This window comes from Pseudomonas sp. MWU12-2020 (assembly GCF_023100605.1).
Classification (GTDB): domain Bacteria; phylum Pseudomonadota; class Gammaproteobacteria; order Pseudomonadales; family Pseudomonadaceae; genus Aquipseudomonas; species Aquipseudomonas fluorescens_H.
The window spans coordinates 26,203-39,550 of record NZ_JALMEX010000004.1 but is presented as its reverse complement, the minus strand read 5'-3'; the positions used below and the strand labels follow the sequence as shown (position 1 = coordinate 39,550).

Below are 13,348 nucleotides of genomic sequence, written 5' to 3'. Positions count from 1 at the left end.
ACGCGGTTTCAGGGTTTTGGGGCCGCTTCGCAGCCCAGCGGGAGCAAGCTCCCTCGCCACAGTTGAGCTCCACTGCCTTTACTGTTTGCCCAACGCAAAGTTGGGCAGCGCCCCCAGCGGCTGGTTGAACTGATACGGAATCGACACCAGCCCCTGCCCCGTATTGCGCTGCACCACAAAGTGCAGGTGCGGGCCGCTGCTGTTGCCGGTGTTGCCGGACAGCGCCAGCGGGCTGCCGACCGTCACTCGCTGCCCCTCACGTACGCTCACCGAACCTTGCTTGAGATGCAGGTACACGCCCATGGTGCCGTCGTCATGCAGCACCCGGACGAAATTGCCGGACGCATCATTGCCGCGCCCGCTCTGCGAGTTTTCGGTTTTCACCACCACCCCGGCCCGTGCGGCAATGATCGGCGTGCCCACCGGCATGGCGATGTCCATCGCGTACTTGTTCTTCGGCCCGTAGTGGCTGTACTGGCCGTTGGCGCCCTGACTCAGACGGAACGGCCCGCCCCGCCAAGGCAACGGATAGCGATAGCTCTGCGCGGCGCCAGCGGGGTCGCCCAGCGAGTACTGGAACTGCGGCGTATACACCAGCGGCTGGCTGCCGCTAATCGCCGTCAGCAGTGCCAACCGGGTATTGCTGCGCGCCGGCAGCACCCGGCGGATCGTTTGTGCCGGGGCACCACGCACATTGCTCATGCCGGTGAACGCCAGCGCCACCTCGACCGGCGCATACAGGTCATTGCGCACGAACACCACGTCGGTACCCTTCTGCTTCTTGATATCGAGATACACCTGGCGCTCGAGGTGCTCGACCATGCGGTCCTGAAACACGAACACCTGCGAGCCTTTGCTCGGCCGGTCGCTGTACGAGACCACGCCGTTGGCATCGGTGGATTTGTAGATGGTCATGGCCACAGTCGAGGTGGAGGCCAGGAAAAGACCACAGAAAAACAGCAGGCGCGCGAGCATGGGCAAAGGTTCTGTCGAGTAAGGCCTGGAAAAGAGCCTAGCAGCTGAGACAGACCAGGCTAGTCGACAGATGTTTCAAATTGGGCAGTCTGGAAAATGCACGTCGTCAGTGATGACCCCTTCGCGAGCAAGCCCGCTCCCACCTTGGAATGCATTCCAATGTGGGAGCGGGCTTGCTCGCGAAAGCGGTGTGTCAGGCGACGAGGATCAAGCGCCCGGAACGAAGTGCTTCTGCGCCGTGCCGCGGGCGATCAGGCGGGAGATGTAATCGAGCTTCTGCGCGTCCTGGTCGACGAAACGGAAAGTCAGTTGCAGCCATTCACTGTCCGGCTTCGGCTCGTGGGCGACCACAGCGTGCAGATAGCCATTGAGACGGGCGATTTCGGCGTTGTCGCCCTGCTCCAGGTCGAGCACGGCGCTGTCGAGGATCTGTGGCAGGGTGTCGGTGCGTTTCACCACCAACAGCGCTTCCTTGATGCTCAGGGCCTTGATCACACATTGCTGGGTGCCGCTCGGCAAGCGCAACTGGCCCTGGCCACGACCACCGGCCGGCGCTTTCGAGGCAGCCGGTGCCTGCACCGGCGGGCTGTTGAGCAAGCCACGCGACGGCGCAGCAGCAGGCGCCGGAGCAGCTGCAGCAGGCTTGGCGAACGGATTCACCGCAGCAGCGGCCGCCGGCGCAGTACCGACCACGGCAGGCTTGCCGCCGGTCAACGCGCTCAGGGAGTCGTTACCGAATGCCGAGTTCATCTTGGTCGGCGCGCTGTTCATCAGGGTATCGAGCTTGCCAACCTTGTTCAGCGCCTGCTTGACCTTGGTCAGCAGCTGTTCGTTGGTGAATGGCTTGCTGACGTAGCCGGTAACGCCAGCCTGAATCGCCTGCACCACGTTTTCCTTGTCGCCACGGCTGGTGACCATGATGAACGGCATGGTCTTGAGGTTGTCCTGCTCGCGGCACCAGGTCAGCAGTTCCAGGCCGGACATTTCCGGCATTTCCCAGTCGCACAGCACCAGGTCGAACGCTTCCCTGGCCAGCATCGCCTGGGCCTTTTTGCCGTTGATGGCGTCCTCGGTACGAATCCCCGGGAAGTAGTTACGCAGGCACTTTTTCACCAGGTCGCGAATGAACGAAGCGTCGTCCACGACCAACACACTGATCTTGCTCATCCAACACCCCTATAAAAATCCCGGCAAGCATACCGCTTTGCTGATGGCACATTGCCAACAATCTTCAGTCACGCCGGGACTTTTCGTTCGCGGGTGCTGCTTTTTAATTCGGTTTCCTGATTCAAGCGCCCAAACAAAAACGCCCGGCCAAAGGGCCGGGCGCTTTTCTCAGGCAATCTTACTTATCGTCAGCATTGCCCGGAACATTAGCGGTTTCGCCGCTTGTGCCCTCAACTTCTTCCTTCATGCGCTTGAGGCCCAGATGACGCACGTCGGTGCCGCGCACCAGGTAGATCACCAGTTCCGAGATGTTGCGCGCGTGGTCGCCGATCCGCTCCAGCGAACGCAGCACCCAGATGATGCTCAGAACCCGCGAGATAGAGCGCGGGTCTTCCATCATGTAGGTGGCCAGTTCACGCAGCGCGGTCTTGTATTCGCGGTCGATGACTTTGTCGTACTGCGCCACCGACAGCGCCAGATCGGCGTCGAAGCGGGCAAACGCGTCCAGCGCATCACGGACCATGTTGCGCACCTGGTCGCCGATGTGACGCACTTCGACGTAACCACGCGGCGCTTCGCCTTCTTCGCACAGTTGAATGGCGCGACGGGCGATCTTGGTCGCTTCGTCGCCAATGCGCTCCAGGTCGATCACCGACTTGGAGATGCTGATGATCAGACGCAGGTCGGACGCCGCCGGCTGACGACGGGCGAGAATGCGCAGGCATTCTTCGTCGATGTTGCGTTCCATCTGATTGATCTGGTCGTCGATCTCGCGCACCTGCTGGGCCAGGCCGGAGTCGGCCTCGATCAGCGCGGTGACCGCGTCGTTGACCTGCTTCTCGACCAGCCCGCCCATGGCCAGCAGGTGGCTGCGCACTTCTTCCAGTTCAGCGTTGAACTGCGCGGAAATGTGGTGGGTAAGGCCTTCTTTACTAATCATGTTGGCGTCCTTGGAGCGTCCGGTAAGGTGCGGCGGGCCGCAGTCAATTCAGTGAGCGACAACCAGCGTCTGCTAGCCGTAACGACCGGTGATGTAGTCTTCGGTCTGCTTCTTCGCCGGATTGGTAAACAGGGTGTCGGTGTCGCCGAATTCCACCAGTTTGCCCATGTACATGAACGCCGTGTAGTCGGAAACCCGCGCGGCCTGCTGCATGTTGTGGGTGACGATGACGATGGTGAACTTGGACTTCAGCTCGTAGATCAGCTCTTCGACTTTCAGGGTCGAGATCGGGTCGAGGGCCGAGCACGGTTCGTCGAGCAGCAACACTTCCGGTTCAACGGCGATGGTGCGGGCAATCACCAGACGCTGCTGCTGACCGCCGGACAGGCCAAGTGCCGAGTCGTGCAGACGGTCTTTGACTTCGTCCCACAGCGCCGCGCCTTTCAACGCCCACTCGACCGCTTCGTCGAGGATGCGCTTCTTGTTGATGCCCTGGATGCGCAGGCCGTAGACCACGTTTTCGTAGATGGTCTTGGGGAACGGGTTGGGCTTCTGGAACACCATGCCGACGCGACGACGCAGTTCGGCGACGTCTTCGCCCTTGCGGTAGATGTTGTTGCCGTACAGGTTGATCGCGCCTTCGACACGGCAGCCGTCAACCAGATCGTTCATGCGGTTGAAGGTACGCAGCAGCGTGGACTTGCCGCAGCCGGACGGGCCGATGAACGCGGTCACGCGCTGTTTCGGGATGTTCATGCTGACGTCGAACAGGGCTTGCTTGTCGCCGTAGTACAGGCTCAGGCCCGGTACCTCGATGGCCACGGTTTCCTGCTCGAGATTCAGGCTCTGCTTGTCGCGCCCCAGGGCCGACATGTTGATGCCGTGGGTAGGTGTTTCGTGCTGCATGGGAGGCTCCCTGTGCTAACAAATTCGGTTCGGTTAGCCGCTTGGTGCGGCTGTACTCAATCTAGGGTGGGAGCGGGCTTGCTCGCGAAGAGGCCGGCACACTCGACATCAATGTCGCCTGACCCACCGCTTTCGCGAGCAAGCCCGCTCCCACAGGAATATCAACTGTCCAAAGCTTTGTATTTTTCACGCAGGTGGTTACGAATCCACACCGCCGACAGGTTGAGGATCGCGATCACCAGCACCAGCAGCAGCGCCGTGGCGTACACCAGTGGCCGTGCCGCTTCGACGTTCGGGCTCTGGAAGCCGACGTCATAGATGTGGAAGCCCAGGTGCATGATCTTCTGGTCCAGGTGCAGGTACGGGTAGTTGCCGTCCACTGGCAGCGACGGCGCCAGTTTCACCACACCCACCAGCATCAGCGGCGCCACTTCACCGGCGGCGCGGGCCACGGCGAGGATCATGCCGGTCATCATCGCCGGGCTGGCCATCGGAATAACGATCTTCCACAGGGTTTCCGCCTTGGTCGCACCAAGGGCCAGCGAACCCTCACGGACGGTGCGCGGGATACGCGCCAGACCTTCCTCGGTCGCCACGATCACCACCGGTACCGCCAGCAGCGCCAGAGTCAGCGACGCCCAGAGCAGGCCCGGCGTACCGAAGGTCGGTGCCGGCAGTGCTTCCGGGAAGAACAGACGGTCGACCGAACCACCCAACACATAAACAAAGAAGCCCAGACCGAACACGCCGTAGACAATCGCCGGAACACCGGCGAGGTTATTCACCGCGATCCGGATGATCCGCGTCAGGGTGTTCTGCTTGGCGTATTCGCGCAGGTACACCGCCGCCAGTACGCCGAACGGAGTCACGATCATTGCCATGATCAGGGTCATCATCACGGTGCCGAAAATCGCCGGGAAGATGCCGCCTTCGGTGTTCGCTTCACGCGGGTCATCCGAAAGGAATTCCCAGATCTTGCTGAAGTAGAAACCGACCTTGGTGAAGGTGCTCATCGCGTTCGGCTGATAGGCGTGAACGACTTTGCCCAGGCCGATTTCGATCTCTTTGCCGTTGGCATCGCGAGCGGTCAAAGCGTCGCGGTTGAACTGCGCATGCAGATCGGCCAGACGCGCTTCGATGTCCTGATAACGCGCGTTCAGCTCGGCACGTTCGGCGTCCATGTCCGCTTGCGCAGTGGCATCAAGCTTGCCGTCCAGCTCCAGTTTGCGACCGTGCAGACGGATGCGTTCCAGGCCTGCGTTGATCGCCCCGATATCAGTCTTTTCCAGCGACTTGAGCTGCGCGGCGAGCTTGTTCACGCGGTCGATCCGCGCTTGCAGCTCAGGCCAGGCCGCTTCGCCTTCGGCGATCACCTTGCCGTCCTGTTTGACGTTGACCAGGTAGCCGTAGAAGTTGCCCCACTCGCGACGCTCGATCGCCATCAGTTCCGGCGGCGTGGTCTGGTTGGTCAGCCACTCGCCGACCACCCAGGTGAAGTCGTTGCCGTTCAGGTCACGGTTGCCGACCTTGATCAGCTCGCGGGTCATGAATTCCGGGCCCTGATCAGGCACCGGCAGGCCGGCGCTTTTCAGGCGTGCACGCGGCACTTCTTCTTTCTGTACCACTTCGCCGATGACCAGGTGATTGGCCTGGCCCGGTACGTCGTAGCTGGCATGGATCAGGTCCGCCGGCCAGAAGTGACCCAGACCGCGCACGGCAATCACCGCCAGCAGGCCAATGGTCATGATGACCGCGATGGACACCGCGCCACCGCTGATCCAGACGCCCGGGGCGCCGCTCTTGAACCATCCATTCAGGGAGTTCTGTTTCACAGACTTCTACCTTTCTTAAAGCGACGAGTATTTCTTGCGCAGACGCTGACGAATCAGTTCTGCCAGGGTGTTCATGACGAAGGTGAACAACAGCAGCACCAGCGCCGAGAGGAACAGCACGCGGTAGTGGCTGCCGCCGACTTCCGACTCGGGCATTTCCACCGCGACGTTGGCGGCCAGGGTGCGCAGGCCTTCGAACAGGTTCATTTCCATGACCGGGGTGTTACCCGTAGCCATCAGCACGATCATGGTTTCGCCGACCGCACGGCCCATGCCGATCATCAGTGCCGAGAAAATGCCCGGGCTGGCGGTGAGGATCACCACGCGGGTCATGGTCTGCCACGGTGTGGCACCAAGTGCCAGGGAGCCGAGGGTCAAGCCACGCGGCACGCTGAACACGGCGTCTTCGGCGATCGAGTAGATGTTCGGGATCACCGCAAAACCCATCGCCAGACCAACCACCAGAGCGTTGCGCTGGTCGTAGGTGATGCCCAGGTCGTGGGAGATCCACATGCGCATGTCACCGCCAAAGAACCAGTTCTCCATGTACGGGCTCATGTACAGCGACAACCAACCGACAAACAGGATCACCGGAATCAGCAGCGCACTTTCCCAGCCATCCGGGACTTTCAGGCGGATCGACTCAGGCAGACGACTGAAGGTAAAACCGGCGACCAGAATGCCGATCGGCAGCAGCATCAGCAGGCTGAAGATGCCCGGCAGATGCCCTTCCACATACGGCGCGAGGAACAGACCGGCGAAGAAACCGAGGATCACCGTCGGCATCGCTTCCATCAGCTCGATCACCGGTTTGACCTTGCGGCGCATGCCCGGGGCCATGAAGTACGCGGTGTAGATCGCTGCGGCAACCGCCAGCGGCGCGGCCAGCAACATCGCGTAGAACGCGGCTTTCAGGGTGCCGAAGGTCAGTGGCGAGAGGCTCAGTTTCGGTTCGAAATCGGTATTGGCGGCGGTCGATTGCCAGACGTATTTAGGCTCGTCGTAGTTTTCGTACCAGACCTTGCTCCACAACGCGCTCCACGATACTTCGGGGTGCGGGTTGTCGAGCAGCAGCGGTTGCAGCTTGCCGCCGGCCTCGACGATCACCCGGTTGGCACGCGGCGACAGACCGAACAGGCCCTGGCCTTCGGCGACCGGCTCGACCAGCAGGGTGCGGTGCGCGGTGCTGTGGAACACGCCGAGCTTGCCGCTGGCATCGAGGGCAACGAAGCCCTTGCGACGCTCTTCGGCAGTGATTTCAACGATCGGCGCAGTGCCCATCTGGAAGGTGCGGATCTGTTTCAGACGCAACTCGCCATCGGTATCGCGAGCCATGAACCATTGGGCCAGACCACCCGTGGAATCACCGATGATCAGCGAGATACCGCCCACCAGTTGGGTCGAGGCCGTGACTTGGGCGTCGGCGTTTTCCAGCAGTTTGTAGCGACCGTTGAGGCTCTTGTCGCGCAGGCTGAACACGTCGGCCTGGGCCCGCCCGTTGACCACGTACAGCCATTGCTGGCGCGGGTCGACGAAGATGTTCTTCACCGGCTCGGTCATCTGCGGCAGCTCGATACGCTTCTGCTCGTTGGTGACTTCGCCGGTCATCATGTTTTCTTCGCTGGTCAGCGCCAGCACATTGAGCTGCGAACCGGTCGAACCCACCAGCATCAGCGTCGAATCGGTCGCGTTGAGGCTGACGTGCTCCAGCGCCCCGCCGCCCTCGTTCACCGCGATCGGCGCTTCGCCATACGGGTATTCGATGGCCGGAGTGATGGTTTTCTTGCCATCGGGGTAGCTGACTTTATAGGTGTGACGGAACACCAGCGCCTGGCCGTTGGACAGGCCCACGGCTACCAGCGGATGACCTGGCTGGTCTTCGCCAATGGAGGTCACGGTGGTACCGGCTGGCACAGGCAGATCGACGCGCTTCAATTCAGCGCCACTGTCGATATCGAAAAACAGCGCCTGGCCCTTGTCGGAAACGCGCATCGCCACCTGATTCTGCTCTTCGAGCGAAATCATCAGCGGCTTGCCGGCGTCCTGCATCCAGGCTGGGGTAATGGCATCTTTCGCAGTCAGGCTCGCACCCTGGAACAACGGTGCAACGACGTAGGCGAGGAAGAAGAAGATCAGGGTGATGGCTGCCAGCACGGCGAGGCCGCCGACGAGGACGTACCAGCGGGTGAAGCGATCCTTGAGCGCGCGAATGCGGCGCTTGCGTTGCAGCTCAGGCGTATTGAAATCAATGCGCTTGGGAGGGGAAGTCGTAGTCATTGGGGAATTGGCCAGATCATTCATGCGCACACCCTAGCGATCCTGTATGACAGAAAGATGACAATGCAGTGACGCACCAAATCCGCCGCCAGCGGGGTACTGGCAGTGGATAGAAAAATTCGGAGGGTGTGGGAGCCGGCCGCTTGCGGGCCGGGCCCCACACTTGAGTCAGGCGGGGTTCACCCCTGACTCAATTTGTTACTTTTTTGCGACTTCAGCGCCGCCTTCCTGCAGACCCAGGTCAGCCAGTGCTTTTGCAGCAACTTTGGCTGGCAACGGGATGTAGCCGTCTTTCACTACGACTTCCTGACCCTGTTTGGACAGAACCAGTTTCACGAACTCGGCTTCCAGCGGGGCCAGCGGCTTGTTCGGGGCCTTGTTCACGTAAACGTAGAGGAAGCGCGACAGCGGGTACTTGCCGTTCAGGGCGTTTTCTTCGGTGTCTTCGATGAAGTCAGTGCTGCCTTTCTTCGACAGAGCAACGGTTTTCACGCTGGCGGTCTTGTAGCCGATGCCCGAGTAACCGATGCCGTTCAGCGAGGAGCTGATCGACTGCACGACCGACGCCGAACCTGGCTGTTCGTTGACGTTAGGCTTGTAGTCGCCTTTGCACAGGGCTTCTTCCTTGAAGTAGCCGTAGGTACCGGATACCGAGTTACGGCCGAACAGTTGCACTGGCTTGTTGGCCAGGTCGCCGGTTACGCCCAGGTCGCCCCAGGTTTTCACGTCGGCTTTGGCGCCGCACAGACGGGTGGACGAGAAGATCGCGTCAACCTGTTCCATGGTCAGGTGCTGGATCGGGTTGTCCTTGTGCACGAACACCGCCAGGGCGTCCACGGCAACCGGGATTGCGGTTGGCTTGTAGCCGTATTTCTGCTCGAAGGCCGCCAGTTCGGTGTCCTTCATCTTGCGGCTCATCGGGCCCAGGTTGGAGGTGCCTTCAGTCAGCGCAGGTGGCGCGGTGGCGGAGCCAGCGGCCTGAATCTGGATGTTTACGTTCGGGTATTCTTTCTTGTAGTTCTCAGCCCACAGGGTCATGAGGTTGGCCAGAGTGTCGGAACCAACGCTGGACAGGTTGCCCGAGACACCGGTGACTTTGGTGTAAGCCGGAATTGACGGGTCAACGCCAGCGGCTACCGCGTGGGCAGTCGCAACGCCAGCAGCGACAAAAGTCATTGCCGCCATCAAACGCTTCAGTTTCATGCCTTACTCCTAGCAGATAGGGGGTGTTAAGTCGGGGCCAAGTATCAGCAGGCCGTGTGAACACTCTATGGCTGAAATATGACAATTGGATGAAAGGCCAGTATCGGGGTTTTGCAAGATGATTCGAAGATCTCAGAGAACAACACAGAACCAATGTGGGAGCGGGCTTGCTCGCGAAGAGGCCGTGTCAGCCTATTCATATGCAGACTGACACAACGCATTCGCGAGCAAGCCCGCTCCCACAGGTAAAGATTTTCAGCGCCCCTTCTTCCAGAGCCACGCCCCCACCAGAATCCCCATCGTGCAAAGGACCGCCACATAGTAAGCCGGGCCCATCGCACTTTCTTTAAGCAGCAGGCTGACCACCATTGGCGTCAGGCCACCGAAGATCGCGTACGCCACGTTGTACGAGAACGACAGCCCACTGAAGCGCACTACCGGCGGGAACGCCTTGACCATCACGTATGGCACCGCACCGATGGTGCCGACCAGCAGACCGGTCAGCGCATACAGCGGGAACAGCCAGTTCGGGTGATCAGCGAGGCTGTGATAGAAGGTCCAGGAACTGATCAGCAAGCCCAGCGAACCGAAGACAAATACCCGGCCGGCGCCGAGACGATCCGCCAGGGCACCGGAGATGATGCAACCAACGCTCAGGAACACGATCGCCAGGCTGTTCGATTGCAACGCAATCGTCGGCGAGAAGTGATAGACCGTCTGCAGCACGGTCGGGGTCATCAGGATCACCACGACGATCCCGGCGGACAGCAGCCAGGTCAGCAGCATCGAGATCGCAATCGCCCCGCGATGGTCACGCAGCACCGCGCGCAGCGGCACTTCTTCGGCCAGCGCCTTGCGCAGTTGCAGCTCGGCGAACACCGGGGTCTCGTGCAGCCAGCGACGCAGATACACCGAGAACAGACCGAACACACCACCGAGCAGGAACGGGATGCGCCAGGCGTAATCCGCGACTTCCCCCGGCGTATAAATGCTGTTGATTGCCGTAGCGACCAGCGAGCCGAGCAGGATACCCGCCGTCAGGCCGCTGGTCAGAGTGCCACAGGCGTAGCCGATGTGCTTTTGCGGCACGTGTTCGGAAACGAAGACCCACGCCCCCGGCACCTCACCACCAATCGCCGCGCCCTGGATCACTCGCATCAGCAACAACAGGATCGGCGCCCACATACCGATCTGCGCATAGGTTGGCAGCAGGCCCATGATCAGGGTCGGCACGGCCATCATGAAAATGCTCAGGGTGAACATCTTCTTGCGTCCCAGCAGGTCGCCGAAGTGCGCCATGACGATGCCGCCCAGCGGCCGCGCCAGGTAGCCGGCGGCGAAAATGCCGAAGGTCTGCATCAGGCGCAGCCACTCGGGCATGTCGGCCGGGAAGAACAGCTTGCCGACCACGGTGGCGAAGAACACGAAGATGATGAAGTCGTAAAACTCCAGCGCACCGCCCAGGGCCGATAGCGACAGAGTCTTGTAGTCATTGCGGGTCAGGGGGCGTGCAGGTTGCTCGGGCTGCGCGAGGCTCGAAGGCGCTGTGGTCATGGCAAGGGCTTCTCTTATAGTCGGATCCGCCGCCACAACAACGCTGGCTGTGGCTTCGGCAGGTTCGGCACCATAGCAAATTGTTCGAAAAAGCACATAGAGGCGCGTATTTGACGGTCAAAATCAGAACCCGATGGTCGTCGCGGAGTCTACCGACCGATATACTCGCAACCTTGCTCCGGTTTGTAGGGGGTTGCTGTGCGAAAACGTCGTTGGCCCGGCCTTTGAACGGGATCAGCCGGTTTCGCAGAGTTTCCCCTTTAGTTGCCTTATGGAAAACGTGACGAACGCAGTATGTTCGGTGCTGAATCGTTTTTCCCGAAGACGGCTACCACCAGCAATACCAAAGAAGAGTCACGGGTCAGAGGCACCCCCGGCATGATAGAGCTCGAACAAGAAGATCCGATCCCGCAAGGCGACCTGGCCCTGCAAATTACCGCACTCCCCCGCGAAACCAACGGCTTTGGCGATATTTTCGGCGGCTGGCTGGTGGCGCAGATGGATCTGGCCGGCACTGCGATGGCCAGCCGCGTGGCCGGTGGCCGTGTGGCGACCGTGGCCATCGACCGCATGGCGTTCCTGGTGCCGGTGGCGGTGGGCGCGCAATTGTCCTTTTACACCCAGACCCTGGAAATCGGGCGCAGCTCGATCCAGATGATGGTCGAGGTGTGGAGCGACGATCCGCTGTCCAGCGAGTGGCGTAAAGTGACCGAGGCGGTGTTCGTCTTCGTCGCCATCGACGGCAGCGGTCGTACCCGTTCGGTACCGCCACGCGCGCGTTAAACCTCGCCGCGGTTTTGCGGTCGATAGTCGTCCCAAGTGTCTGATCGAGAGCTGTCCCATGAACACGCCCAACGTTGAAGCCGTGAAACTGGATGAACTGAACTGCTGGCGCATCCGCCACGGTCAGGCCGAAGTGCTGGTGGCCCAGCAAGGCGCGCACATCCTCAGTTATCAGGTTGACGGTCAGCCGCCGATCATCTGGCTCAACGACAAGGCGCTGTTCAAGACCGGCAAGAGCATCCGCGCCGGTGTGCCGGTGTGCTGGCCGTGGTTCGGTGTGTTTGATCGCAACCCGCAAAGCGTGCAAGCCATGCGCGTCAGCGAAGAACCGGCAGCGTCCCACGGTTTCGTCCGGGCGATGGATTGGCAACTGGGCGGCATCGAAGCCGAGGACGATGGCATCAAGGTCGAGTTCAAGCTGCCCTACCCCGAAGGTGGCTTCCCGGGTTGGCCGCACCAGGTCGATCTGACCCTGACCCTGCACCTGAATGATCAGTTGCACATCAGCCTGACCAGCCACAACCGGGGCGCCGAAAGCGTCAGCATCAGCCAGGCGCTGCACAGTTACTTCGCGGTCAGCGATGTGCGCAACGTGCACGTCGACGGTGTGGACGGCCTGGACTACATCGAGACTCTGGACAATTGGAATACCCACAAACAGCAGGGTGATCTGCGCTTCGCCGGGGAAACCGACCGCATCTACCTCGACGCTCCGCCGCAACTGAGCATCGTCGATCCGACCTGGAAACGGCGCATCGTGCTGACCGCCACTGGCTCACGCACCGCGGTGATCTGGAACCCGTGGATCGACCGCGCAGCGGCGTTCAGCGACATGGACAACGATGGCTGGCAGCGCATGCTGTGCATCGAGACGGCGAATGTGATGGATGACGTGGTCACGCTGGGCTCGGGTGTGAGCCATACGATGGGTGTCAGCGTCGGCAGCAAACCGCTCTGACCGGCATCGCAATACCCGTATGGTTGGGAGACTTTGTGGTGAGGGGATTTATCCCCGATGGGTTGCGAAGCGACCCCGCTTTGAATCAGGAGCAGGGCCTGCTCCGCAGGCCATCGGGGATAAATCCCCTCACTACATTGCGCCAGGTATTTAGAGATCGGACTCCTGCACCACCCGCACCTTATCCGCATCCAGCGCATACGCCGCGTCCGCCAGATCGTTGTTGACCTTCTCGATCTTCAGCGTACCGGTCACCCACAACGGCGTGTAGATGTCGTCCAGCTTCAAGCCTTTGGGATAACGCACCAGCACCAGTTGATTCGGCGGCGGTGGCGGCACGTGGATGCAAGCGCCCGGGTACGGCACGAGGAAGAACACCGTGCTGCGGCCCTTGGCATCGGACTCCAGTGGCACCGGATAACCACCGATACGAATGTGCTTGTCGTTCATCGCCGCCACGGTCTTGGTCGAATACATCACCGCCGGCAAACCCTTGGCCTGCTTCATGCCACCCTTTTGGGTGAAAGTGCCGGTGGCTTCCGGGGAGTTGTGATCGATTTCAGGCATGGCCTCGAGGGCTTTCTGGTCCGACTTGGGCATCAGTTCCAGCCAGTCGGTTTCCGGCAGTTCGCCGGCGTGGGCCAAACCGCTGCCCAGAAAAAGGAGAGTCAACAAAATGCGGCGCATGGAGGAGCTCGGTAAAAAAGAAGGGACGAACAGTCGCCGCGCATTCTAGCCCTCCCCACCGTTTTG

General features: G+C 60.9%; 11 protein-coding genes. 2 read left to right on the top strand and 9 right to left on the bottom strand.

The window, feature by feature from the left end:
• Window positions 1-78: 78 nt before the first annotated feature.
• From M0814_RS10490 to M0814_RS10455, 8 genes are all read right to left on the bottom strand, one after another.
• Window positions 79-975 carry a M23 family metallopeptidase gene (locus tag M0814_RS10490; RefSeq protein WP_003229614.1) on the bottom strand — a complete coding sequence of 299 codons (897 nt, stop codon included), beginning with the start codon at window positions 973-975 and terminating at the stop codon, window positions 79-81.
• Between the two features lie 207 nt (window positions 976-1,182).
• Complete coding sequence (locus tag M0814_RS10485; RefSeq protein WP_003229615.1) at window positions 1,183-2,142, bottom strand: response regulator; 960 nt, start codon at window positions 2,140-2,142, stop codon at window positions 1,183-1,185.
• Between the two features lie 178 nt (window positions 2,143-2,320).
• A complete protein-coding gene (phoU, locus tag M0814_RS10480) occupies window positions 2,321-3,082 on the bottom strand; it encodes a phosphate signaling complex protein PhoU (protein WP_003229617.1) in 762 nt (253 codons plus the stop codon).
• A gap of 72 nt (window positions 3,083-3,154) precedes the next feature.
• The gene (pstB, locus tag M0814_RS10475; protein ID WP_103484627.1) at window positions 3,155-3,988 is read right to left on the bottom strand and encodes a phosphate ABC transporter ATP-binding protein PstB; all 834 of its coding nucleotides are present in this window, start codon (window positions 3,986-3,988) and stop codon (window positions 3,155-3,157) included.
• 161 nt (window positions 3,989-4,149) lie between these two features.
• Window positions 4,150-5,820, bottom strand: coding sequence for a phosphate ABC transporter permease PstA (gene pstA / locus M0814_RS10470; protein WP_003229620.1), 1,671 nt, complete (start codon window positions 5,818-5,820; stop codon window positions 4,150-4,152).
• Window positions 5,821-5,835: 15 nt separating this feature from the next.
• Window positions 5,836-7,869: an ABC transporter permease subunit gene (locus tag M0814_RS10465; RefSeq protein WP_177434705.1), complete on the bottom strand. Its 2,034-nt coding sequence runs from the start codon at window positions 7,867-7,869 to the stop codon at window positions 5,836-5,838.
• A gap of 426 nt (window positions 7,870-8,295) precedes the next feature.
• Window positions 8,296-9,300 (bottom strand): phosphate ABC transporter substrate-binding protein PstS, encoded by a 1,005-nt coding sequence (locus M0814_RS10460; RefSeq protein WP_003229623.1) that lies wholly within the window; start codon window positions 9,298-9,300, stop codon window positions 8,296-8,298.
• A 255-nt stretch (window positions 9,301-9,555) separates the two neighbouring features.
• Window positions 9,556-10,854: an MFS transporter gene (locus tag M0814_RS10455; protein WP_103484629.1), complete on the bottom strand. Its 1,299-nt coding sequence runs from the start codon at window positions 10,852-10,854 to the stop codon at window positions 9,556-9,558.
• A 378-nt stretch (window positions 10,855-11,232) separates the two neighbouring features.
• On the opposite strand from M0814_RS10455, the gene M0814_RS10450 reads away from it, so the two are divergent.
• Window positions 11,233-11,637 carry an acyl-CoA thioesterase gene (locus M0814_RS10450; RefSeq protein WP_003229628.1) on the top strand — a complete coding sequence of 135 codons (405 nt, stop codon included), beginning with the start codon at window positions 11,233-11,235 and terminating at the stop codon, window positions 11,635-11,637.
• A 58-nt stretch (window positions 11,638-11,695) separates the two neighbouring features.
• Complete coding sequence (locus tag M0814_RS10445) at window positions 11,696-12,595, top strand: D-hexose-6-phosphate mutarotase (protein WP_103484630.1); 900 nt, start codon at window positions 11,696-11,698, stop codon at window positions 12,593-12,595.
• Window positions 12,596-12,745: 150 nt separating this feature from the next.
• On the opposite strand, the gene M0814_RS10440 is transcribed toward M0814_RS10445, so the two are convergent.
• Complete coding sequence (locus tag M0814_RS10440; RefSeq protein WP_103484631.1) at window positions 12,746-13,282, bottom strand: DUF3299 domain-containing protein; 537 nt, start codon at window positions 13,280-13,282, stop codon at window positions 12,746-12,748.
• Window positions 13,283-13,348 lie beyond the last annotated feature (66 nt).